The following is a 23,221-nucleotide window of genomic DNA, read 5'->3' as shown; positions in this document are numbered from 1 at the left end:
CTTCTCTCAGTGATGTGGGCACGGCAGGACCCTAGGAGGATTTGAGTGCCGCAGCCGCGTGGCTCCGGGTGCCGAGATGGTGAAAGAACAGGTTGAGCAGGACCGCGACCAGGGCGCCGGCGCTTATTCCGGAGCCGAGCACGGTCTGGGCCCAGGCGGGGAAGTCCGTGTAGAAGGCGGGCGCGGCGAGCGGGATGATGCCCGCGCCGAGCGCGACCGCCACGAGGATGATGTTGGAGCTGTCGTCCAGGCCGGCCTCGGAGAGCGTACGGATGCCGCTGACCGCGATCGAGCCGAAGAGGACGATGCCCGCGCCGCCGAGTACCGGCATCGGGACGGTGGAGACGACCGCGCCGAGCACCGGGAAGGCGCCGAGGACCAGGAGCGCTCCGCCGGCGACGGCGACGACGTACCGGCTGCGTACCCGGGTGAGCGTGACGACGCCGACGTTCTGGGCGAACGCGCTGGTCGGGAAGCCTCCGAAGACCGGACCGAACAGGGTCGCGATGCCGTCGGTGCGCAGGCCGCGGGTGATGGTCCGCCCGTCGGTCCTGCGGTCGCAGATCTCCCCCAGCGCCAGCATGCCGGCGGACGACTCCGTCATCAGGACGAGCATCACGATGCACAGCGAGAGGATCGCGGCGGGCTGGAACTCGGGGGCGCCGAAGGCGAAGGGGGCGGGCAGCGCGGCGACCGGCGCGGACTTCAGGGCGCTGAAGTCGGCCATGCCGAAGGGGATGGCGGCGAGCGTGCCGATCACCATGCCGAGCAGCAGTGCGACCTGCTTGACGAAGCCTTTTCCGAACCGCTGGATGAGCAGGACGACCACGAGAGTGAAGGCGGCCAGGGCCAGGTACCTCATGGCGCCGAAGTCGGCGGCGGTCTTGTCGCCGCCCTGCGCCCAGGTGACGGGCACGGGCATCAGGGTGACGCCGATGAGGGTGATGACGACGCCGGTGACCAGGGGCGGGAAGAAGCGGAGCAGCCGGCCGAAGAAGGGCCCGACGGTGAGGCAGAAGACGCCGGCGACCATCACCGCGCCGTAGATCGCGGGGAGCTGGTGTCCGGGGGCGCTGGTCTCGGCGATGGCGAGCATCGGGGCGATGCCGGCCGAGGAGGCGGCGTTGACGAACGGCAGCCGGTTTCCGGCGAAGCCGCCGGCGCCGAGGGTCTGCAGGAGGGTGGCGAGACCGGCGATGAGCAGACTGGCGGCGATCAGCCGGGTCATGCCCGCGGCGTCCAGGCCGACGGCCTGGCCGATGATGAGCGGAGGGGTGACGACGCCCGCGTACATGGCGGCGATGTGCTGGAGCGCGGCGGGGACGAGCCGCGAGGGGGAGAGCTTCTCGTCCACCGGGTGGACGCCCTGGCCGGCGACCGGATCGACGACCGGTGCTGCCGGTGGGACGGAACACGGGCCTTCTGCTGCTTGCGCCGGCCCCGTTGCAGGCTGTGCCATGGGATGTTCCCTCCGGTCCGGTACGCCCCCGCCCCGCGCGTTCGGGGTGGGCGGGGGACGTACCGGTCCCGCGTCAGAGGTTGGTCATGTCGACCGGGATCTTCGGCTCGACGCCGTCCCGCAGGATGGTGGCCTCGATGAGGCCGTACGGGCGGTCGGCGGCGAAGTAGACCTCGTTGTCGTTCTTCAGCCCGAAGGGCTCGAGGTCGACCAGGAAGTGGTGGTTGTTCGGCAGCGAGAAGCGGATCTCGTCGATCTCGCTCCGGCTGTTGATGACGCGCGAACCCATCTGGTACAGGGTCTGCTGGAGCGAGAGGGAGTACGTCTCGGCGAAGGCCTGCAGGATGTGCTTCTTGGCCTGCGCGTACGACTTCTCCCAGTTGGGCATCCGGTCTTCGTCGCTGGTCCAGTTGTAGCGCCAGACGGAGGCGACGTCGGTGCACAGGATGCGGTCGTACGCCTCCTTGAGCGTCGTGTACCGGTCCTTGACGTAGCCCCAGAACTCCGAGTTGGTGGAGTTCATGACCGTGAGGTCCTTGAGGCCGGAGAGGACCTCCCAGTTCTCGCCGTCGAAGGTGATCTGCGTGGTGCGCAGCTCCTGGCCCTTGCGGACGAAGGAGTGGTTGACCTCGTCGGAGCCGATGAACTTGGAGTTGTTGTCCGAGGTCGCGATGCGGTCCCAGGCGTACTCCTCGATCCGGATCCGCGCGCGCTTGATCGGCTCCTGCGACGTCACGAAGTGGCGGGCGAGGTGGATGCCGAACTGCTCGGCGGACTCGATGCCGTACTCCTTGGCGAACGCGTACACCGTGTTCTTGGTGGTGTCCGTCGGCAGGACGTTGGCGTTCGAGCCGGAGTAGTGCACGTCGTCCATGTCGCCGGAGAGGGCGACGGAGACGTTCAGGTCCTTGATGTGGTGGGTGTCGCCGTCCCGCGTGATCTTGACGACGCGGTTCTCTGCTTTGCCGTACTGGTTCTGGCCGAGAATCGTGGGCATGTCGGTGCTAGCTCCCTCGGTATACGGAGTAGCCGAACGGGTTGAGCAGCAGCGGTACGTGGAAGTGTTCGCCCGGCACGACGGCGAACGTGATCGCCACCTCCGGGAAGAACGCGCCGCTGTCCCTTACGCGGGGGGCGTCCTGCTGTGCCTCGGCTTGCTTCTTGGAAACGAAGTACGCCTCGGTCTCGAAGTCGAGACGTACGTGGGTCGTGCCTTCCGGCAGGGCCGGCAGGTCCTTGCAGCGCCCGTCCGCGTCGGTCGCGGAGCCGCCGAGCGCCACCCACTCGGCGTCACCGCCGCTGCGGGCGGTGAGCGAGACGGCGACGCCCTCGGCGGGGCGTCCGATGCTGGTGTCCAGGATGTGCGTGGACACCGAAGCGGTGGTCGCGGTGCTCATGAGTCCTCAGTCCTCTTCTACGAGACGGGTCAGCCGGATCCGGTTGATCTTCCCGAGTTCGGTGCGCACGATCTCGCGCTCCGCCTCGGCCGTGTTGCCGATCCGGTCCCGCATCGCGTCGCGCATCTGCTCACCGGTCGCACCGGTGGCGCAGATCAGAAAGACATGTCCGAACTTCTCCTGGTAGGCCAGGTTCAGTTCGAGCATCTCGGCTTTCAGTTCCTCGGACGCTCCGGCCATCCCCCGCTGTTCGCGGGAGGAGGTCGGGTCACCGGGCTTCGGCCGGCCGATCGGCGGGTGGCCCGCCATCGCTTCGGCCAGGTCCTCGGCGGTCAGTTCCGCCATGGCGGCGTCACTGGCGAGGAAGAGGGCTTCGGCGGTGGCGTACGGGCGCTGGGCGAGCAGTTCGCTCCCCCACGCCGAGCTGGCGCACACCTCGTGGAGCGTGGCCGTGGCCTCGCTGTCCGCCGAGGTGTTGAACCGGGCGAGGCCCGGTGTCGAACCTGAAGTCACGGGAGCCTCCGTGGCGTGCTGGACGGGCTGCGCATAGCTAACGCCCTCAAGAACAGCTCGTCAACACTTTGTTGAAATATCGCGAACGCAAAAGCCGCCGACCCGTTGTCCGGACGGCGGCCTCTGCGAATGATCGATCAAATATGCCCACTTACTGGACAGCCGGCTAGTCGCTCTTGGCCGCGTTGGCGGCGTTCTCCCTGTTCAAGTAGTTGTAGACGGTGAAGCGGCTGACCCCCAGGGCGCTCGCCACCGTCTCCACCCCGTGCCGCACGGAGAAGGCCCCGCGCGCCTCCAGGACCCGTACGACCGACTGCTTCTCCTTGCGGTCGAGCTCCGCCAGCGGCATGCCGTGGCGCCGCTCCAGGGCCGCCAGGATGTGGTCGAGGGAGTCCGACAGCTGGGGCAGCCGTACGGCGACCACGTCCCGGCCCTCCCAGGCGAGCACCACGTCGTCGCCCCGCGCCTGCTCCGGCACCATCATCTCGCCGCCCATGGCGTCGACCAGCGGCTTGACCGCGGTGACGAGGGGGTGGTCCTCGGGCCCGCTGAGTTCCGTCACTTCTCGCCCTCCCCGATCACGTTGACCTGCAACGAGACCCGGGTGGCCCCCGCGTCCAGGGACCTGCGCAGCAGCGCGTCGACCGCCGTCAGCACCGCGTCCGCGCCCCCCTCGGCGGTGTTCCCGAACGGGCCTACGTCCACAGCGTCCAGCTCGGCCACCTGGATGACCTCGCGGGCGGCCAGCGCGTGCGCCGGCGCCTCGTCGAGGTCGAAGGGCTCGGTCGTGAACTCCACTCTCAATCGCACCATGCCCCCACGGTACTGGCGGCGGACGCGGCGCCGTCAGGCCGTGGCGTCAGCCGGTCGCCAGCGCGGTGGTCGGCGAGATGCGCGCGGCCCGCATCGCCGGGTACAGCCCGGCGACGGCCCCGATGACCAGGGTGCCCGCCGCTCCCGCCAGCACCGCGCTCGCGGGCAGCGCGACCGGCCAGCCGCGGTGTCCGGCGTACGTCGCGGTGATCAGCAGCCCGAGGGCCGCGCCCCCGGCGCCGCCGAGCCCGGAGAGCACCAGGGACTCGGTGAAGAACTGGTTGCGGACCTGGCCGCGGGTGGCGCCCAGGGCCCGGCGCAGACCGATCTCGCCGCGCCGCTCCAGCACCGCGATGACCATGGTGTTGGCCACCCCGATGCCGCCGACCAGCAGCGCGACCGCCCCGATGCCCAGCAGCAGCCCGGTGAACGCCTCGTCAGCGGCGAGCTTCGCCGCGAGCGCGTCGGAGGGCCGGGCGACCCGCACCGCGTCGGGCTGCTCGGGATTGACCGTACGGGCGAGGACGTCGCGCACGTCGGTCACGGCGTTCTCGTCGGCCCGCACGTACACGGCGGTGGGGTGGCCGTCGAACCCCAGGGTCCGCTCGGCGGCGCCGAAGCCGATCACGGCCGCGCTGTTGAGCTCGGGCGCCAGAACGGCCGGCTCGATGATCCCGATCACCGTGAACCGGTGGCCGCCGATCTCGATCTGGACGTCGGGGTGGGCGCGTACGACGCCCAGCCTGCGGGCCGTGGCGGAGCCGAGGACGACGGCCGGGTACTCGGCGGTGGCCCGGTTCAGCCAGGTGCCGCTGGAGGTCCGCACGCCGAGGGTGGCCAGCAGGTCGGGATGGGCCGCGAAGACCTCCAGGGCGTTGGTCTCCTCCCGGGGGATCAGGTCGGAGCGGTACACCTCGGCGTCGATCCTGGCGACGGCGCTCACCTCGTCGACCGGCGGTACGCGCCGCACCATCGCGCTCACCCCGGGCGGGAACTTCGCCTCCCCGCCGGTCAGGGACTCCCCCGCCTCGGCGTGCAGCAGGTTGGTGCCCAGCGTGTCGAGGGTGGCCCGCAGGTCGGCGCGGCTGGAGGTCGAGATCCCGACCACGGCCACCATGGCGGCGATGCCGATGGAGATGCCCGCCGCGGACAGGACCGCGCGCAGGGGTTTCGCGCGCAGCCCGGACAGGCTCAGCCGCAGCACGTCGAGCGGGCCCAGGCGGGCGGGGCGCAGCGGCGGACGGGACGGGGGGCGGGTCGCGGAGCCGGGCGGGGTCATCGGGTGGCCTCCTGGGGGGTACGGGGGGCCGCGCCGCGGCGGTCCTCGACCAGCCGTCCGTCGCGCATGACCACCCGGCGCGGCAGCCGGGCGGCGAGCTCCGTGTCGTGGGTGATGACGACGACGGTGGTGCCGTCGGCGTTGAGCTCCCGCAGCAGCTCGACGACGCGCGCCCCGGACGCGGTGTCGAGCGATCCCGTGGGTTCGTCGGCGAGCAGCAGCGAGGGCCGCCCGGCCACCGCTCGGGCCAGGGCGACGCGCTGGCGCTCGCCGCCGGACAGCTCGTGCGGGCGGTGCCGCAGCCGGTGGCCGAGGCCGACCCGGCGCAGGCTCTCGGCGGCGGCCGCCGTCCTGGCCCGCCGGGACAGTCCGGCGTACAGCAGCCCTTCGGCCACGTTGTCGAGCGCGCTCACTCCCTGGGTGAGGAAGAACTGCTGGAAGACGAAGCCGATGTGCTCCGCCCGCAGCGCCGACAACTGGCGGTCGGACAACCGCTCCACGGGGTAGCCGGCGATCCGCACCCGGCCGCCGGTCGGGCGGTCGAGGGTGCCGATGAGGTTGAGCAGGGTGGATTTGCCCGACCCGGAGGGCCCGACCACGGCGAGGAGTTCGCCGGGCAGGACCCGCAGGGAGAGAGCGCGTACGGCGTGCACGGGCGGGGCGCCGGGGTAGCTGCGGGTCACGTCGGTGAGCTCGACGACGGGCCCGGCGTCCGGCGGCCCCGCCTCGGCGGCGGGCGCGTCCGGGGCCTGGCTGACGGCGCTCACAGCGCGGGGGTCCCGACCTTGAGGCCTTCGGTGATGCCGGCGCCCGACACCTCGACGCGTCCCGCGCTGAACAGTCCCGTGGTGACCGGGACGATGCGGTCGGGGTCGCCGGGGCCGTCCCCGACGACCTGGACGCCGTATCCGCCCTCGCGCAGCGCGAGCAGCGCGGCGACGGGCACGGACAGGACGTCGCGGTGCCGTGCGTTCTCGGCCTCGACGCGGACCGGTGCGTACGTCAGCGGTCCGGCGGCCTTCTGGTCGGCGAGCGCGATCCGCACGGTGACGGTGCGGTCGCCGCCATCGGGGTTCTGCCCACCGCCTCCTCCGTCGCCGCCGTCTTCGTCCCCCTTGTCGCCGCCACCGCCGACGACGGTGCCGACCGAGGTGACCTTGCCGGCGACCGGTTCGTCGCGTCCGGGGACGGTGACGGCCACCTTCTTGCCCACCGGCAGCAGGCGCTGCTGGGACATGGTGGCCTTCACCGTCACGGTGCGTTCGGCTCTGGTCGTGGCCAGGACGGGGCTGCCGGCCTGGGCCTCGTCACCGGGCTTGCGGTCGGCCTCCCCGGCCCGTACGGCCTGCGGGGCGAACAGGACGCGGCCGAGTTCCAGCTGTCCCGTGCGCGGCAGTCCGAGGTCCCGCTGCCAGCGTTTCACCGCGTAGGCCGTGTACGCCGTGTAGGTCTCGTCGACGGTGAAGCCGGTGTAGCCGAGGGCGACGAGGTTCTTCTCCAGCTGGCGTACGTCGCCTCCGTCGGACATCCCGGGTGCGAAGGCGCGGTAGGCGGGGATCCCTCCGTACAGCAGCAGGACGGGCTTCTCGTCGAGGCGGTAGAGGACGCCGCCCCGGGAGACCGTCGCCCCGGGGCGGGCCGTCCAGGTCACGGTGCCGGTCAGGCGGTTGGGCAGGTACACGTCGTCGGCGTACTCCAGCGTCCCGTCCAGGGTCTCCTTCGCCGTCAGGTCGCCGCGGGTCACCGGCGCGGTGGCCGCGGACGGCGGGAGCTTCGGCGGGGGCGCGCCGTCGGCGCGGTCGCGGACCACGACGACCGCCGCCGCGCCGGCCGTCAGCACGACCACGCACGAGACCAGGAGCCTGCGGGCGCGGCGGGGGCGCGGCGGGAGGTCCTCGGGTTCGTTCACGGCCGGGGTCCCGGTCGTCGGCCGGCTCTCGGTCACTGTCCCGCACCCGGCACCGGGCCGGCTTCCTTGTAGCACTCCTTCGACGCCTTCTCGTGGGCCGCCCGCTCGTCCTCCGCGACGTTCCCGATCTTGAAACCCTTGTCGCGCAGGCAGCGTTCGACCTTGAGCCGCCACACTTTCTGCTCCTCGGTCTCCTTGCCGCCGCCGGCCGCCCCGCCGCCGCCGCTGCCGCCCGCGTCCATGTACTGCTTGCAGGCGTTCTGGGCCTTGCTGATCTTGGCCTGGTCCTGGGTGTCCGTGACCTGGATGGAGACGTTGCCGTTGGTCTCCGGATCGTCGACCTCGATGTCGTTCTCGCGCAGACAGCGCACGAACTTGAGCACGCCGGCATCCGGGTCACCGGCGCCGGGCTTTTCGGCCGTACTGCCGGCCGACGGCTTCTTCCCGCCGGCGGAGGGCACATCGCTTTTCTCGCCGGAACCGCATCCGGTCAGCAGGGCGAACGGCAGCAGTGCCGCGAGAGAAGAAACGCCCAGCCGGCCTAAAGGTTGCATCTTCAACGTGATCTCCTCGTCGAATTCTGGTGTGCGTCATGAATAGCAAGCCGGCCCGGAGAGATCGCTGAGAGAATTATGAGATTCACCTGAGAACAACGGGAACAGATCATTCCCCGACGGTCGAGCGGATCGCACGCAAGAGGGCCGAATCCCGGACTGTCGGAACAGTCCGGGATCCGGCCCTCTTCAGCCGGGCCGCTCAGGAGCGGCGCCGGTGGCGGAGGTCAGCCGCCGATCGAGCCGCCCCAGACGGCGTTGGTGCCCGAGGGGCAGGTCAGCGTGTGGTTCCAGGTGCCGTAGTAGTACGTCCCGAAGGTGTACCGGTAGCCGTTCGAGCAGTCCACGTAGACCCGGTAGCCGTTGCCGGAACAGGTCATGTAGAAGTTTCTGCCGGACCTGCTGCCGTTCCAGCAGTTGGCGTTGATGCTCACGTCGCCCTCGGACGCCGCCGCGGCGCCGCCCGCCTTGCTGAGGGACTTCGTGCCCACGCCGGACTTGACCTGCCCCTTCGACGACTGCGAGGTGGAAACCGCCTGGCCGTCCCCCGGTGAAGCCGCGCTTGCGGCGGGCGCGATGCCCACCCCGGCACCCAGCATCAGCATGGCGCCGGCCCCGACGAGACCCAGGTTTTTGCGGATCGTCATCTTTTCCCCATTCAACGCGTCTTGTCGAACCATTGCCCACTCGGTGAGCGAGCGACGCGATTCTGCTCGGGGCGCTGCGGGCATGTCAATTCTCATTTCCTTCTCATGAAGGCCCCCACATCGCGAATGAGTCATTCCGCAAAGGTCCAGGCCACGAAACGGAGGATGGCCGCGAAATGCCCTTCGCGCCGGTGGAACAACCGGGCCCGGAAATTGAACTATGCGTTCCCTATGGGATTCCTGTGAGCCGTGACCGGATACCAGCCATATAAAGGCCGGCCGTGACGGAAGGACGCCCGTCACGTCTCGGCCACCACCCCCGCGCACCCCCGCCCCGGCGGCACCGTGCGCACCGCCGAGCGGCCCGACCTGGCCGCGCCCTCTTGACAGGCCTCCGGGCCACCGTGCAACATTCCATCAGGCAGAAAACAACTTCCGCGATACGGAAGGAGCGCCGAAACCCTCATGGGCTACACGGACCAGCGCTTCGATGTGAACCTCTCGATCCTCTTCACGGAACTCCCGCTCCTCGAGCGCCCGGCGGCCGCCGCCGCGGCAGGCTTCAAGGCGGTCGAGCTGTGGTGGCCCTGGATCGAGACCCCCACCCCCGACCAGGCCGAGCTCGACGCGCTCAAGAAGGCGCTCGACGAGGCCGGCACCCAGCTGGTCGGCCTGAACTTCTACGCCGGACAGCTTCCCGGCCCGGACCGCGGCGCCCTCTCCGTGCCCGGCGAGGAGTCGGACCGCTTCCGCGCCAACATCGACGTCGCGGCGGACTTCGCCGCCTCGGTCGGCTGCAAGGCGCTCAACGCGCTCTACGGCAACCGCGTGGACGGCGTCGCCCCGGCCCTCCAGGACGAGCTCGCCCTGGAGAACCTGGTGGTGGCCGCCCGCGCCGCCGACCGCGTGGGCGCGATCCTTCTGATCGAGACCCTCAACAAGCCGGAGTCGCCGCTCTACCCTCTGGTGAGCGCGCCGGCCGGCATCGAGATCGTCGACAAGGTCAACGAGGCCACCGGACTCGGCAACGCCAAGTTCCTCCTCGACATCTACCACCTGTCGATGAACGGCGAGAACCTCCCCGACGTGATCGCGGAGTACGCCGCCAAGACCGGCCACGTGCAGATCGCCGACAACCCCGGCCGCGGCGCCCCCGGTACGGGCGACCTGCCGCTGGAAGAGCTGCTCGACCTGCTCAAGAACGCCGGTTACGACGGCTGGGTGGGCCTGGAGTACAAGCCCGGCGACCGCCCGAGCGCCGAAGCCTTCGGCTGGCTCTCGAACTGACCCCGTCTGCGCGTGTGTTGAAACGCGTGTGTTGAAAGAGGCACCCATCATGAGCAACCCCACCTCCCTCCCGTCCATCGGCTTCATCGGCCTCGGCATCATGGGCTCCCCCATGTCCGAGAACCTGCTGAAGGCGGGTTACGACGTCACCGGCTACACCCTTGAGCAGCCGAAGATCGACCGCCTCGTCGCCGCCGGCGGCAAGGGCGCGTCCTCGATCGCCGAGGCCGTCAAGGACGCCGACGTCATCATCACGATGGTGCCCGCCTCCCCGCAGGTCGAGGCGATCGCGTACGGTCCGGACGGCATCCTGGAGAACGCCAAGAAGGGCGCCCTCCTGATCGACATGTCCTCCATCACGCCGCAGACCTCCGTCGACCTGGGCAAGGCCGGTGCCGAGAAGGGCCTGCGCGTCCTGGACGCCCCGGTGTCCGGCGGCGAGGCCGGCGCGATCGAGGCCGTACTGTCCATCATGGTCGGCGGTTCGCAGGAGGACTTCGAGTCCGCCAAGCCGGTGCTCGAAGCACTGGGCAAGACCATCGTCCTGTGCGGCCCGCACGGCTCCGGCCAGACGGTGAAGGCGGCCAACCAGCTGATCGTCGCGGTCAACATCCAGGCGTGCGCCGAGGCCGTGGTCTTCCTGGAGAAGTCCGGCGTGGACCTCGCCGCCGCCCTCGATGTCCTCAACGGCGGACTGGCCGGCTCGACCGTCCTGACCCGCAAGAAGGACAACTTCCTCAACCGGGACTTCGCCCCCGGCTTCCGGATCGACCTGCACCACAAGGACATGGGCATCGTCACCGACGCCGCCCGCAATGTCGGTGCGGCGCTCCCGGTCGGCGCGGTCGTGGCCCAGCTGGTCGCCTCGCTGCGCGCCCAGGGTGACGGTGGCCTGGACCACTCCGCCCTGCTGCGCGCCGTCGAGCGCCTGTCCGGTCAGCCCGTCCAGAGCTGACCCCCCGACTTCCGGGCGGCGGCGTCGCTGACACCTGTCCTGTCGCGCCCAGGCGCCGCCGTCGCCCGGATTCCATTTTTTTCGGTTCAGTCCGCGCCGATCCCTCTCTTCAACTTCAACAAACTGTTGACGTCACGCTCGGTGCGTACTTACGCTCCTCACGCCGCCAGCAGATTTCCGCAGGAAGGTCCCCATGTCGAAGCGTGTGCTCACGACCGAGTCAGGCGCCCCGGTCGCCGACAACCAGAATTCCGCCTCCGCCGGTGTCGGCGGCCCGCTCCTCCTCCAGGACCAGCACCTGCTGGAGAAGCTGGCCCGGTTCAACCGTGAGCGCATCCCGGAGCGCGTCGTCCACGCCCGCGGCTCGGGCGCGTACGGCTACTTCGAGGTGACGGACGACGTCACCGGCTTCACCCGCGCGAACTTCCTCGGCGAGGTGGGCAAGCGCACCGAGACGTTCATCCGCTTCTCCACCGTCGCGGACAACCTCGGCGGCGCGGACGCGGTCCGCGACCCGCGCGGTTTCGCGCTGAAGTTCTACACCGAAGAGGGCAACTACGACCTCGTCGGCAACAACACCCCGGTGTTCTTCATCAAGGACCCGATCAAGTTCCCCGACTTCATCCACTCCCAGAAGCGCGACCCCTTCACGGGCAAGCAGGAGCCGGACAACGTCTGGGACTTCTGGGCGCACGCCCCCGAGGCGACGCACCAGATCACCTGGCTGATGGGCGACCGCGGCATCCCCGCGTCGTACCGCCACATGAACGGCTACGGCTCGCACACCTACCAGTGGACGAACGCCGCGGGCGAGGCCTTCTTCGTCAAGTACCACTTCAAGACGAACCAGGGCATCCGCTCGCTGTCGTCCGAGCAGGCCGCCGAGCTCGTCGGCAAGGACGCCAACTCGCACCAGACGGACCTGCTCCAGGCCATCGAGCGCGGCGTCAACCCGTCCTGGACGCTGTACGTCCAGATCATGCCGGCGGCCGAGGCCCCGGACTACCGCTTCAACCCGTTCGACCTCACCAAGGTGTGGCCGCACGCGGACTACCCGCTCCAGCGGGTCGGCCGGCTGGTCCTCGACCGGAACCCGGACAACGTCTTCGCCGAGGTCGAGCAGGCCGCGTTCTCCCCGAACAACTTCGTTCCGGGCATCGGCCCCTCGCCCGACAAGATGCTCCAGGGCCGCCTCTTCGCCTACGCGGACGCCCACCGCTACCGCCTCGGTGTCAACCACACCCAGCTGCCGGTGAACGCCCCGAAGGCGACCTCGGCCGACAACTACGGCCGGGACGGCGCCATGGCGACCCGCTACGGCTCGCGCCACGACAAGAACTACGAGCCCAACTCGTACGACGGTCCCGCGCAGACCGACGCGGCGCTCTCCGCCCCGCTGGCGCTGGCCGGCTGGACCGGAACGCACGCGGCCGCCGTCCACGTCAAGGACGACGACTTCTTCCAGGCCGGTGAGCTCTACCGCCTGATGTCGGCCGAGGAGAAGTCCCGTCTGGTCGCGAACATCGCCGGCGGCCTGTCGCAGGTCACCCGCGACGACGTGATCGAGAAGAACCTCGCCCACTTCCACGCCGCGGACGCGGACTACGGCAAGCGCGTCGAGGAAGCGGTCCGCGCCCTGCGCGAGGACTAGTCACCCAGACCGCGCGGCGGGCCCGACGGGAGGTCAGGCCGACCGCGCAGTCCGTACCACCGGCCCGGATGAGGGGTGGCCGGCGATACGGACGGAAGGTGCCGCGGCGGCGAGCGAGCCAGTGCGGTGGTCAAGGCTCAAGGAACGCCCTCCTCGACCTGAGGGGAGGACGCCCGAAAGCTCATCGCCCACCGCCGCGGAACCCCTTCCCCCGAACTCCGCCCGGCGGTGCGAACGTCCTGTCGCGCCAGCCTCGTTCCGCCGGGCGGCATCAGCTTCCCTGCCAGGGCGCGGGGTGCGTACGGACGGTCCCGTACGCACCCCGCGCCCTTCAGGTTTCCCGGCCGGTCAGCCGACCGGCACCGCCGCCGCCTCGGCCACGGGCGCGGCGACCGCGTGGACACCGGCCGGGGACGCGCCCACCCACCGGCCGATGGCGGTCTCGGCCGTGATGCCGGGGCCGAACCCGGCGACGAGACCGCCGGCCCCGTGCTTCACGGTTCCCTCGTCGAACAGCCGCGCCAGGGCGTCGAAGACCACCGAACTGGCGATGTTCCCGCGCTCGGTGAGCGTGGCCCGGCTGAACCGGAACATCTCCGGCGGCAGGTCGAGGTAGAAGCACAGGTCGTCGAGGATGCGCGGGCCGCCCGCGTGAACGATGAAGAAGTCCATCCGCGCGACCTCCCAGCTGTGCTGGGCGACCAGTGACTTGAGCGCCGGGGCGAGCATCTCCATGGTGCCGGGCACCCGCTTGTCGAGCATGAAGTGGAACCCGGTGTCCCGTACGGCGTAGGAGATCCAGTCCTCCGTGTTGGGCACGAGGTGCGAGCCGTTGCGCTCGATGCGCATGCCGACGCCGCCCTCGCCGCGGACGACGGCCGCCGAGATCGCGTCGCCGAACAGCCCGTTGGAGAGCAGCGAGCCCACTCCCAGGTCGGTCGGCTGGTAGCACAGCGAGCAGAACTCGCAGGACACGATCAGCACGTTGGCCTTCGGATACGCCGTGCAGAAGTCGTGCGCCCGATTGATCGCCGCACCACCGGCGGCGCAGCCGAGCTGGGCGATGGGCAGCTGTCTGGTCTCCGGCCGGAAGCCCATGGAGTTGATCAGCCAGGCCGTCAGGGACGGCATCATGAAGCCGGTGCAGGAGACGTAGACGATCAGGTCGATCTCGCCGGGCTCCACCTCGGCGTGGGCGAGCGCCTGGCGTACGACGCCGGGGACGCGCTCCTTGGCCTCGGCCTCGTACAACCGGTTGCGGGCCTCGAAACCGGGGTGGCGCAGGGTGTCCTCGATCGGCTGGACGAGGTGGCGGGTGCGGACACCCGTGTTCTCGATGAGGCGCAGGACGAGGCCGCGCTGCGGATGGTCCGCGTGCGTCTCGCGGGCCAGTTCCAGCGTCTGCTCCATGCTGATGACGTGGTCGGGTACGGCGACGGACGGTCGGCACAGTGTGGCCATGGTTCTTCCTTGTCTCATGCCGGGCAGCGGTACGGCCGGGCTCTCGTCACCACGGGCGGTCGTCACCACGGGCGGTCGTCACACAAGCGGTCGTCGCACGGGCGGTTCTCGCGCGGGCGGTGCTCACCACGCGACGGGCAGGCCGAGCGGGTGGCGCCAGATGGATGTCGTGTTCCACCGCACGTCCGACGGCTCGCCCGCGAGCCGCAACCCGGGAAAGCGGTCGAGGAGCGTGGCGAAGACGACTTCGAGCTCCATCGCCGCGAGAGGCGCGCCGAGGCAGTGGTGCGCCCCCCAGCCGAAGGTCATGTGGGGCACGGTGGGCCGGTTGACGTCCAGCTCGTCGGGCCGGTCGAACTTCCGCTCGTCCCGGTTCGCGGTGAGGTACGAGACATGGACGACGTCCCCGGCCCGGATCAGCACCCCGCCCAGCTCCACGTCCTCGGTGGCGATCCGCGGGATGCCGACGCCCTTGCGGAAGGGGATGAAGCGCAGCAGCTCCTCGATCGCCGCCGGGAGCGCGGAGGGACGCGCACGCAGCGCGCCGAGCACGTCGGGGCGGGTGAGCAGGGTGTACGCGATGTTCCCGATCTCGTACGTCGTGGTGTCCTGGCCCGTGATGAGGAGCACCATCGACATGACCGCGAGCTCGTCGTCGTCGAGCAGCTCCGCGCCCTCGCGGGCGGTGGCCAGCGTACTGATCAGGTCGTCGCCGGGCGACCGGCGCCGCTCGGAGCTGAGCTCGGCGAAGTAGCCGCGCAGGGCCGCCTTGGCGCGGACGGCGGCCTCCCGGTTGCCGGCGCTCACGTTCATCATGGTGAGGGCGTGCGCGCGCAGCCGGGGCCGGTCGTCCTCCGGGATGGCGAGGACCTCGCAGATGGTCATGAGCGGCAGCGGCGCCGCGACGTGTTCGACGAGGTCGGCGGGCGAGCCGAGGTCGGCCATCCGGTCGAGCATCAGGTCGACGACGCTCTGGGTGCGCTGCCGCATCCGCTCGACGTGGCGCGGCGCGAAGCTCTTGGCGACCAGGCTGCGCAGCCGGCTGCTGGCCGGCGGGTCCATGAGGTTGATCGACTCCGACTGCACGATCGGCTCGGGCGTCATCCGGGGGAAGTCGCGGCCCTTGACCGCGCTGCGGCTGAACCGCCGGTCGGTGGTCACCGTCCGCACGTCCTCGTAGCGTGTGACGAGCCAGGCCTCCCCTTCGCCGTACGGCATGCGGATACGGGCCACGGGGTCGGCCTCCAGCATCCGCCGGAGCTGGGGGTCGAACTCGAGGGCCTCCGCGTAGTCGAAGGGGCAGCTCCATACGGTGCCGGTGCTCTCGGTCTCCACGTTGCTCCAGACGGTGTGCGGTCGATGTCCGACACACTTCCCCAATCGGGGGGACGGTCATGTCCTCAAGCGGGTTGTTCAACCGATTAGAGGGAAATTCGGACTTCAGCGCGGGCACTTCGGCAGCGCCGCCCGGGACAGCGGCGGCGTGTGTGCCGGGCGGGCCGGGCGGGACATCGGCGGGCCGGACGTCCGCAGCGGCTGGAAGTAGTGGCCGAGCGCCCAGTCCCCGATGCGGTTGCCGGCGTGGCAGCCTGCGAGGTCCGCGCTGCGGAAGTGGATGCCGCCCCACACCCGCGCGTCGACCATGTCCTGGTTGAACCGGTCGGCGTGCGCGTAGTGCCGGGTCGTGGAGGTGGCCTCGGAGCGGACGTACAGGTCGAGGCGCGCGGTGCCGAGGACACCGGCGGCGGTCCGCAGCACGGCCGCGGCGACCGCGGCGTGGCCGCTGACGTAGTCGGGGTGCGGGGGCGTCACGAGCAGCGGCTGCCACCCCGGGACGGCATCGGTGGCGGGGTTGCCGTCCGTGTCGGCCAGCTGGACGGCGCTGATGGGCCGCCAGAAACCGTAGTGGAGCTTGGAGTCCCAGGAGGCGATCACCGCGTCGGCCGCCGAGGTGTTCACCGCGGCGAACAGCCGCGCCGTGTCGGCGATGCCGAGACGGTGCCGGGCGGCGTGGTCCCGGAAGGCCGTCTGGAACTGCACCAGCAGGTTGCCGCCGAAGAAGAGGGCGGTCTCGGTCTGGTGCGCGGTCCTGCCCGAACCGCCCTTCACGCCCATGGTCTTCACCTCGTTGACGTCCCGGGCGTAGCGGGCCGAGGTCAGGGCCGGCGGCGGGCCGGGGCGGACCTGGTCCGGGGACGTGAGCAGCAGCGGGCGCACGGTGCCGAGCCAGACGTCGAGGTACGGCTGGTGGGCGGGCGGCGTCGGCCGCCAGACGCCGGGCTCGGGCGCGGCGGTGTACTCGACCGGCTCGAACCGGCCGTCTCCTTCCCGGAGCCTGACGATGTGTTCGGCGGCCCGCTCCCCGTAGGCGATGCCCTGGCGCTCGGCCGCGCCGTCGGGGATCCGGGCCAGGGAGGCGGTGTACTCGGCGTCGAGCCGGGTCTGGGACGCGGGGAACCAGGCCACCAGCGTGCGGTGCGCGGCGGTCACCGCGGCGGCCTCGGGCGACGCGGTGGCGGGGCCCCTGGCCTTCCACTTGTAGAGGGCGTACCGCCCCTCGATGCCGGCCACGGCGTTGTGCACGGCGGCGGAGACGAGGCCGTGCCAGAGCGCCACCTGTCCCGAGGGGTGCATGGCGCCGAGGCTCGCGCTGATCGTCTGCGTGGCGACGGCGTTCCAGTGGCGGACCGCCGAGGCGTCGGCGGCGGGCGCCCGGCGGTCGTCGGCGACGGCGGTGGGTCCGGCCGCGGCGGGTACGGCGACGAGTGCGAGCGTCGCGAGGATGCCGACGGCGGCTCGTGCCCCCGGACGGGACAAGCGGGACGGCACAGGACGGTTGAGGCGCACTGGTGGCACTCCCTCGAAGCGGTGGGGCCGGACGGGCACCGGATGCGGGTGCCGGTTCAAGAGCAGCCGCTGTGTCCGGACCGCGCAAGCCGGAGGACTCCATGGGGTGTACGGGGTACGCCGGACGGCCCGAGGCCCGGACTGCGGAAGCAGTCCGGGCCTCGGGACGGGCGGGGCGGGGCGGGAGCGGGGTCCGTCAGACGAGCGGACGGATCGCCGTGGGGGCGTGGCCCGGCTCGGTGGCCAGCTCTTCCCACTCGTTGACGCCGTCGATCTGGACACCCATGGAGATGTTGGTGACGCGCTCCAGGATCGCCTCGACGACGACCGGGACCCGGTACTCGGCGGCGAGCTTCTTCGCCTCCTCGAAGGCCGGCAGCAGCTGGTCCGGCTCGGTGACACGGATGGCCTTGCAGCCGAGGCCCTCGGCGACCTTGACGTGGTCCACGCCGTAGACGCCCAGCTCGGGGGAGTTGATGTTCTCGAACTCCAGGTTGACCTGGAAGTTGATGTCGAGGTTGCGCTGGGCCTGGCGGATCAGGCCGAGGTACGCGTTGTTCACCAGGACGTGGACGTACGGGATGTTGTGCTGCGCGCCGACGGCCAGCTCTTCGAGCATGAACTGGAAGTCGTAGTCGCCGGAGAGCGCGACGACCGGGGTCTCGGGGTCGGCGGTGGCGACGCCGAGCGCGGCCGGGATCGTCCAGCCGAGCGGGCCCGCCTGGCCGCAGTTGATCCAGTGGCGCGGCCGGTAGACGTGCAGCATCTGCGCGCCGGCGATCTGCGAGAGGCCGATGGTGGTGACGTACCGGGTCTCGGGGCCGAAGGCGCGGTTCATCTCCTCGTACACGCGCTGCGGCTTCATCGGCACGTTGTCGAAGTGGGTGCGCCGCTGGAGGGTCGCCTTGCGCTCCTGCGCGGAGGCGGCCCACGCGGAGCGGTCCGGCAGCTCGCCGGCGGCCTTGAGCTCCTTGGCCACCTCGACGAAGAGCTCCAGCGCGGCCTTGGCGTCGGACGCGATCGCGTAGTCCGGGGCGAAGATCTTGCCGAGCTGGGTGGGCTCGATGTCGACGTGGACGAACGTGCGGCCCTTGGTGTAGACGTCCAGGCCGCCGGTGTGGCGGTTGGCCCAGCGGTTGCCGATGCCGAGGACGAAGTCCGACTCCAGGAACGTGGCGTTGCCATAGCGGTGCGAGGTCTGGAGGCCGACCATGCCGGCGTTCAGCTCGTGGTCGTCGGCGAGGATGCCCCAGCCCATCAGGGTCGGGACGACCGGGACGCCGGTCACCTCGGCGAACTCGACCAGCAGCTCGGACGCGTCGGCGTTGATGATGCCGCCGCCCGCGACGATGAGGGGGCGCTCGGACGCGACGAGCATCCGGACGGCCTTCTCGACCTGCTTGCGGGTGGCCGCGGGCTTGTAGACCGGCAGCGGCTCGTAGGTCTCGGGGTCGAACTCGATCTCGGTGAGCTGGACGTCGATCGGCAGGTCGATGAGGACCGGGCCCGGCCGGCCGGAGCGCATCAGGTGGAACGCCTGCTGGAACACGCCGGGGACCTGCGCGGCCTCCAGGACGGTGGTCGCCCACTTGGTGACCGGCTTGGCGATCGACGCGATGTCGACGGCCTGGAAGTCCTCCTTGTGGATCACCGCGGTCGGCGCCTGGCCGGTGATGCACAGGATCGGGATGGAGTCACCGATCGCGGAGTACAGGCCGGTGATCATGTCGGTGCCGGCGGGGCCGGACGTACCGATGCAGACACCGATGTTGCCCGCCTTGGTGCGGGTGTAGCCCTCGGCCATGTGGGACGCGCCCTCGACGTGGCGGGCGAGCGTGTGGTCGATGCCACCGCCCGCCTGGAGGGCCTTGTAGAACGGGTTGATCGCCGCGCCCGGCACACCGAACGCGTTCGTGACGCCTTCGCGCTTGAGGATCTCAACTGCGGCTCGGGCTGCGGTCATTCGAGGCATCGCGTACTCCTGCTCGGCCAGTCGGAGTGGCCCACCGCTGCGGGCCGGTGAGCGCCACTCCATAGTTTCCATAATGCGGAATAATGATTCTGCTATACGGAAGCAATCTAGGGTGAGGTCCGTCGCGCGTCAAGAGCGGCATTGGTTGAAGTCCCTCCCCAACCGGTCCCTCTTGGTGGACGATGGGCGGCATACCGCGGTCATGGGCGAACGGCCGCCCGTGCCGCGGTCACCCCACGCACATCCGCACACGCCGACGGTCCGAGGGGGACGGTCATGGGAGAGAACGTGCCGGTGCGCTGCCCGGCATGCCGTCGCCAGCACACCTTCACGCCGCCGGTCTTCCCGTGCGCGTGCGGGGAGCCGGTGGCGCCGCCGCTCTTACGGGGCGCGGCCCCGGAGCGGATCACACACCGCACCTGGACCGACGCGTGGGTGACCGTCCGGTGCGGCTCGTGCGGCCGGCAGGGCCAGTGGCCGCAGCCGGAGCTGGGATGCGCCTGCGGAGTGGTGCTGCGCATTCCGGTACGTCCCGTTCCGCGGCCCGCGCCCGGGACCCGGCCGTCGACGGGCACCCGCGCCGGACGGCCGCCCGCCTCCGCCGCCGGCCACCCGACCCACATCCCGCTGCCGCCGACCGCGGCTCCCCCGCGACCGAAGTTCCGCCCGATGACGATCAGGACCGCGCGGGACGCGGTGACCGCGGCGGCGCTCTACCTCAAGTGGCTCGGGTTCCGCGACATCATGCAGTCCCCCGAGCGGCCGGCCTCGGGCATAGACCTGCGGGCGCCGGGCATGGTCGCCCAGGTCGACCCGACGACCCGCCCCGCCGGACTGCGCGACGTCGAGTGCCTGTGGCTGCACGGCCTCAGCGCGTCGGCGGTGGGCGTGTTCTTCTCCCTCGCCGGGTACGCCGACGACGCCCGCGCCCGCGCGGACACCCTCGGGGTCCCGCTCTTCGTCATGGACCTCACGGGGACACCGCAACCGGTCAACCGCCCGGCCGACGAGCTGATCAGCACCGGCGCGTAAGCGAGACCGGCCCCGTGCCCACTCCCCCGCCGATGCCGTCGCCCCCGCGCATACGGCTCGCCACGCCTGGGGAGCTCCCGCCCTCCAGGCCGTCGAGCGCGCCGCCGGCGAACCCTTCCGCGCCTGGGCATGGCCGCGATCGCCGACGACGAGCCACCCGCCGTCGCGCTGCTGGCCGGCTACCGGCGGGCGGGCCGCGCCTGGGTCGCGGCCGACGCCGCCGACCACCCCGCCGCGTACCTGATCTGGGACGTCGTGGACGGGGCGGCGCACATCGAGCAGGTGTCGGTCCACCCCCGCGCGTCCCGGCAAGGTGTCGGGCGTGCGCTGATCACGCACCTCGCGCACGTGGCCGCCGTGCAGGAGGGCCTCGCCGCCCTCACGCTCACCACCTTCGCCGACGTCCCCTGGAACGCGCCGTACCACGCGCGCACCGGCTTCCGGCCCCTCTCCGAGGCCGAACTGACGGACGGGCTGCGGCGGATCAGACGCGAGGAGGCCGCGCACGGCCTCGACCGCCGGCCGCGCGTGTGCATGCGGCGCGAACTGTGACGGGGCGCCCGCCCTGGTCCCGGTAGCTCTCCCTCAGCCCGACCTTCCTGACCTTGCCGCTGACCGTCATCGGGAAGGAGTCCATGATCCGCAGCCGGCGGGGGATCTTGTAGTGGGCGAGCCGGTCGCGGCAGTACGCCGCCACCTCGTCCAGCGTCGGGGCGTCCCGGAGGTCGCGCGGGACGACGCAGGCTGTCCCTTCCTACGCCGAGACCGTCCCGAACCGTACGTCGCGGGTGGTCGCGCGGGTCGTCGTGGCGAGTACGTACTCGCCCTCCGCCACCAGCGCCGCCCGCTGCTCCCGGCCGAGCGGGCCGAACGGTTGCGCCGTCAGGGTGGCGGTGGATTCCCGGTCGGACTCCTCCAGCCGCCAGATGCCCGCCAGGAAGCCGTCCACCAGGAAGGTGCGGTGGCTCTGGTTGCCCTTCCAGGTCCGCTCCTTGTACTCCGCCGGGACCACCCGCGTGCGGTCCGCGTGGGACAGCAGCAGGTTGTCGAACTCCGGCAGGAAGCGCGGCGGTGCGGGCGTGTCCTCGTCGGGCCGGGGGGCGTCCGGGAGATCGAAGAGTTCGACGCCGCGCACGTCCTGGAAGGTGACCAGACGGGGCCGGAGCCGTTCGAACGCCTCGCGCAGCCGCGTCAGCCCGCACCACGTCTGCATGTCCTTGACCGAGGCCGGGCCGAACGCCGCGAGGTAGCGCAGTACGGTCGCGTCGGGCGCCGGGACCGGCTCGGCCGCCCGTCCGAACCACTGCTCGGCGGTGGTCAGCGCCACCTGCCCGCTCTGCCCCCACAGCCCGCGCGGGGTGACCTGCACCAGCGGCAGCAGGCAGCGCGCCGCGACGCCCAGTGCGAGCGGCTCCGCCTCGGGCCACTCCTTGAGCAGCAGTTCCCGGATCTCCTTCGGCGTCCGGGGGCTCTCCTCCACGAACGCGCGGGCGGTCCGGGCCAGCCGCTCCAGGTCGACGCCCGTGAGCCCCTTGCGGAACAACCCGAGCTCGCGGTCGCGCGCGCCCTGCACGAGGAGGCGCAGGGTGAGGCAGTCGTCCGCGGTGTGCGTGTGGATGGTGGAGCGCAGGGTGACGATGCGGGCGACCTCGCGGGAGGCCATCAGCCCCGACAGCTCCTCCGGGTCGAAGCCGTCGAGGCGCGCGGCGAGCTGGTAGTACGGCGGCTTGGTGTTCTGCGCCTGGAGGCCCACGAGATGCCCGACGGCGTCCTTCGCGGCCATGGCGGTACGCCGGAACAGGAGCTGGCGCGACAGAGTGGCGCGGTTGAGGGCGCGGGGGCTGAGCACGGCCGGCGACGCCGGTCCCTGGTTCGTCTTCTGCGAGGCCATGCTCCGCACGCTATCCGGCATCGCGGACAGGTCCGGTCCGCGATGACAGAACGATGCCGGTGACATATAGGACGTATATCCTGCCCGTGCCCGACGGCGCGCCCGGCCCGCGCGTCCGACCCGACGCGGGAGGTGAGATCCGCGATGACAGAGCGACGCGTCCGTCCCGCGCTGTCCCCGATGAAGCACGCCTGGCGCAGGCAGTCCCCGCCACCGGCCGGTCCTCCCGCCGGACCACCGACGCCCGGCGGCCCGGCCGCGTCCGACGGCGTACCGCGCGACGGCGCCAGTGTCGTGCACGCCGCGCTCTACCGCGACGGGCGCCGCGTCTCCACGCCCGACTCGCTCGCCGAGACGTTCCGCCAGCTGCGCGAGTACCCGTCCGGCATGGCCTGGATCGGACTGCACCGGCCGTCCGAGGGCGAGATCCACTCGCTGGCCGCCGAGTTCGACCTGCACCCGCTCGCCGTGGAGGACGCGCTGGAGGCGCATCAGCGTCCGAAGCTGGAGCGGTACGGCGAGACGCTCTTCGTCGTGCTGCGCGCGGCGCGCTACCTCGACGCCGCGGAGGAGGTCGACTTCGGCGAGCTGCACGTCTTCGTCGGCCAGGACTTCGTGATCACCGTCCGCCACGGCGCCGCGCCCGACCTCTCCGCCGTCCGCCGGCGCATGGAGGCCGCTCCCGAACTGCTGGCGCTGGGGCCGGAGGCGGTGCTGTACGCGATCCTCGACGCCGTGGTCGACGGGTACGCGCCGGTCGTGGAGGGCGTGCAGAACGACATCGACGAGATCGAGACCGAGGTCTTCCGCGGCGACCCCGAGGTGTCGCGCCGCATCTACGAACTCTCCCGCGAGATGGTCGAGTTCCAGCGCGCCACCCGGCCGCTGGTGGGCATGCTGCACGGCCTGATGGCGGGCTTCGCGAAGTACCGCACGGACGAGGAACTCCAGCGCTACCTGCGCGACGTGGCCGACCACGTCACCCACACCAGTGAGCGCGTCGACGGCTTCCGGCAGGCCCTTGCGGACATCCTCACGGTCAACTCGACGCTGGTGACGCAGCAGCAGAACGCGGAGATGCGGGCGCTGGCGGAGGCGGGGTTCGAACAGAACGAGGAGATCAAGAAGATCTCCGCGTGGGCCGCCATCCTGTTCGCTCCGACGCTGGTGGGAACCATCTACGGCATGAACTTCGAGGAGATGCCGGAGCTGCGATGGGCCCTCGGATACCCCTTCGCGGTGGCGCTGATGGGTGCTGTGTGCCTGAGCCTGTATCTGATCTTCAAGCGGCGGAACTGGCTCTAGGGCGGCCGCCTGCGGGGGCCGGGCGCCCTCCCGGTGTGCGATCAACGGCAGCACGCGGGACCGTGGAAGAGCGGGTGCGCCGAAGGGCAGCGTGCGCGTGCCGGTCCGGTGGTGGCGGGCCGCCGAGGCGCCGGCGCCCGTACCAGGCAGTCGCCGAAACGAGGACCGACAAGTCGACCACCCAGAGGGGCAACAAGCACAGGGACGCCTTCGCCGGCGTGCGGCCGGCGGGCGTGCCCCGCGCGTCGT

At 71.2% G+C, this 23,221-nt stretch carries 21 protein-coding genes and 2 pseudogenes; 6 read left to right on the top strand and 17 right to left on the bottom strand.

Annotation, left to right across the window (positions count from 1 at the left end):
- Window positions 1–31 precede the first annotated feature (31 nt).
- From IE185_RS11745 to IE185_RS11695, 11 genes are all read right to left on the bottom strand, one after another.
- Window positions 32–1,459 (bottom strand): nucleobase:cation symporter-2 family protein, encoded by a 1,428-nt coding sequence (locus IE185_RS11745; RefSeq protein WP_138897087.1) that lies wholly within the window; start codon window positions 1,457–1,459, stop codon window positions 32–34.
- Between the two features lie 73 nt (window positions 1,460–1,532).
- Window positions 1,533–2,456 (bottom strand): factor-independent urate hydroxylase, encoded by a 924-nt coding sequence (gene pucL / locus IE185_RS11740; RefSeq protein ID WP_138897088.1) that lies wholly within the window; start codon window positions 2,454–2,456, stop codon window positions 1,533–1,535.
- 7 nt (window positions 2,457–2,463) lie between these two features.
- Window positions 2,464–2,856, bottom strand: a complete 393-nt coding sequence (gene uraH / locus IE185_RS11735; RefSeq protein ID WP_138897089.1) for a hydroxyisourate hydrolase — start codon at window positions 2,854–2,856, stop codon at window positions 2,464–2,466.
- Between the two features lie 6 nt (window positions 2,857–2,862).
- Window positions 2,863–3,369, bottom strand: coding sequence for a 2-oxo-4-hydroxy-4-carboxy-5-ureidoimidazoline decarboxylase (gene uraD / locus IE185_RS11730; protein ID WP_138897090.1), 507 nt, complete (start codon window positions 3,367–3,369; stop codon window positions 2,863–2,865).
- A 166-nt stretch (window positions 3,370–3,535) separates the two neighbouring features.
- Window positions 3,536–3,865, bottom strand: a complete 330-nt coding sequence (locus IE185_RS11725; RefSeq protein ID WP_069930334.1) for a helix-turn-helix domain-containing protein — start codon at window positions 3,863–3,865, stop codon at window positions 3,536–3,538.
- 62 nt (window positions 3,866–3,927) lie between these two features.
- Window positions 3,928–4,179 (bottom strand): hypothetical protein, encoded by a 252-nt coding sequence (locus IE185_RS11720; RefSeq protein WP_069930333.1) that lies wholly within the window; start codon window positions 4,177–4,179, stop codon window positions 3,928–3,930.
- Window positions 4,180–4,228: 49 nt separating this feature from the next.
- On the bottom strand, window positions 4,229–5,461 hold the full coding sequence (locus IE185_RS11715; RefSeq protein ID WP_189715112.1) for an ABC transporter permease: 1,233 nt from the start codon (window positions 5,459–5,461) through the stop codon (window positions 4,229–4,231).
- Window positions 5,458–6,228 carry an ABC transporter ATP-binding protein gene (locus tag IE185_RS11710; RefSeq protein WP_189715110.1) on the bottom strand — a complete coding sequence of 257 codons (771 nt, stop codon included), beginning with the start codon at window positions 6,226–6,228 and terminating at the stop codon, window positions 5,458–5,460. The genes IE185_RS11715 and IE185_RS11710 overlap by 4 nt, the downstream gene beginning before the upstream one ends.
- On the bottom strand, window positions 6,225–7,370 hold the full coding sequence (locus IE185_RS11705) for a peptidoglycan-binding protein (RefSeq protein WP_138898938.1): 1,146 nt from the start codon (window positions 7,368–7,370) through the stop codon (window positions 6,225–6,227). The genes IE185_RS11710 and IE185_RS11705 overlap by 4 nt, the downstream gene beginning before the upstream one ends.
- A 32-nt stretch (window positions 7,371–7,402) precedes the next feature.
- The gene (locus IE185_RS11700) at window positions 7,403–7,924 is read right to left on the bottom strand and encodes a hypothetical protein (protein ID WP_189715108.1); all 522 of its coding nucleotides are present in this window, start codon (window positions 7,922–7,924) and stop codon (window positions 7,403–7,405) included.
- Between the two features lie 227 nt (window positions 7,925–8,151).
- Window positions 8,152–8,571: a hypothetical protein gene (locus IE185_RS11695; RefSeq protein WP_138898940.1), complete on the bottom strand. Its 420-nt coding sequence runs from the start codon at window positions 8,569–8,571 to the stop codon at window positions 8,152–8,154.
- Between the two features lie 465 nt (window positions 8,572–9,036).
- Between IE185_RS11695 and IE185_RS11690 the strand changes: the two genes are divergently transcribed.
- From IE185_RS11690 to IE185_RS11680, 3 genes are all read left to right on the top strand, one after another.
- The gene (locus IE185_RS11690; protein WP_138897811.1) at window positions 9,037–9,858 is read left to right on the top strand and encodes a TIM barrel protein; all 822 of its coding nucleotides are present in this window, start codon (window positions 9,037–9,039) and stop codon (window positions 9,856–9,858) included.
- A 49-nt stretch (window positions 9,859–9,907) separates the two neighbouring features.
- On the top strand, window positions 9,908–10,813 hold the full coding sequence (locus IE185_RS11685; protein ID WP_138897810.1) for a 2-hydroxy-3-oxopropionate reductase: 906 nt from the start codon (window positions 9,908–9,910) through the stop codon (window positions 10,811–10,813).
- A 193-nt stretch (window positions 10,814–11,006) separates the two neighbouring features.
- Window positions 11,007–12,464: a catalase gene (locus tag IE185_RS11680; protein WP_138897809.1), complete on the top strand. Its 1,458-nt coding sequence runs from the start codon at window positions 11,007–11,009 to the stop codon at window positions 12,462–12,464.
- A 348-nt stretch (window positions 12,465–12,812) separates the two neighbouring features.
- Here IE185_RS11680 and IE185_RS11675 read toward each other — a convergent pair whose 3' ends face one another.
- The 4 genes from IE185_RS11675 to gcl form a co-directional block, all read right to left on the bottom strand.
- Entirely contained in the window at window positions 12,813–13,925 is a 1,113-nt protein-coding gene (locus IE185_RS11675; RefSeq protein WP_138897808.1) for a type III polyketide synthase, read from the bottom strand.
- A 123-nt stretch (window positions 13,926–14,048) separates the two neighbouring features.
- A complete protein-coding gene (locus tag IE185_RS11670) occupies window positions 14,049–15,260 on the bottom strand; it encodes a cytochrome P450 (RefSeq protein WP_229843448.1) in 1,212 nt (403 codons plus the stop codon).
- 105 nt (window positions 15,261–15,365) lie between these two features.
- Complete coding sequence (locus IE185_RS11665; protein ID WP_229843447.1) at window positions 15,366–16,772, bottom strand: vanadium-dependent haloperoxidase; 1,407 nt, start codon at window positions 16,770–16,772, stop codon at window positions 15,366–15,368.
- A 196-nt stretch (window positions 16,773–16,968) separates the two neighbouring features.
- Window positions 16,969–18,744, bottom strand: coding sequence for a glyoxylate carboligase (gene gcl / locus IE185_RS11660; protein WP_189715107.1), 1,776 nt, complete (start codon window positions 18,742–18,744; stop codon window positions 16,969–16,971).
- A gap of 276 nt (window positions 18,745–19,020) precedes the next feature.
- On the opposite strand from gcl, the gene IE185_RS11655 reads away from it, so the two are divergent.
- Complete coding sequence (locus tag IE185_RS11655) at window positions 19,021–19,776, top strand: hypothetical protein (protein WP_138896930.1); 756 nt, start codon at window positions 19,021–19,023, stop codon at window positions 19,774–19,776.
- Window positions 19,777–19,808: 32 nt separating this feature from the next.
- Window positions 19,809–20,328 (top strand): annotated as a pseudogene (locus tag IE185_RS11650) (GNAT family N-acetyltransferase).
- Here the strand turns inward: IE185_RS11650 and IE185_RS11645 are convergent.
- Window positions 20,261–20,521 (bottom strand): annotated as a pseudogene (locus IE185_RS11645) (AMP-binding enzyme); the annotation flags it as partial. The pseudogenes IE185_RS11650 and IE185_RS11645 sit on opposite strands and share 68 nt — an antisense overlap.
- A 9-nt stretch (window positions 20,522–20,530) precedes the next feature.
- On the bottom strand, window positions 20,531–21,667 hold the full coding sequence (locus tag IE185_RS11640; RefSeq protein WP_138896932.1) for a winged helix DNA-binding domain-containing protein: 1,137 nt from the start codon (window positions 21,665–21,667) through the stop codon (window positions 20,531–20,533).
- Between the two features lie 144 nt (window positions 21,668–21,811).
- On the opposite strand from IE185_RS11640, the gene IE185_RS11635 reads away from it, so the two are divergent.
- Window positions 21,812–22,972 (top strand): magnesium and cobalt transport protein CorA, encoded by a 1,161-nt coding sequence (locus tag IE185_RS11635; RefSeq protein WP_138896933.1) that lies wholly within the window; start codon window positions 21,812–21,814, stop codon window positions 22,970–22,972.
- Window positions 22,973–23,221 lie beyond the last annotated feature (249 nt).

The organism is Streptomyces chryseus (genome assembly GCF_014650755.1).
In the GTDB taxonomy this organism is placed as follows: Bacteria; Actinomycetota; Actinomycetes; order Streptomycetales; family Streptomycetaceae; genus Streptomyces; species Streptomyces chryseus.
Note: the sequence above shows the minus strand (reverse complement) of the source record. Positions and strands in the feature narration are given on the sequence as shown.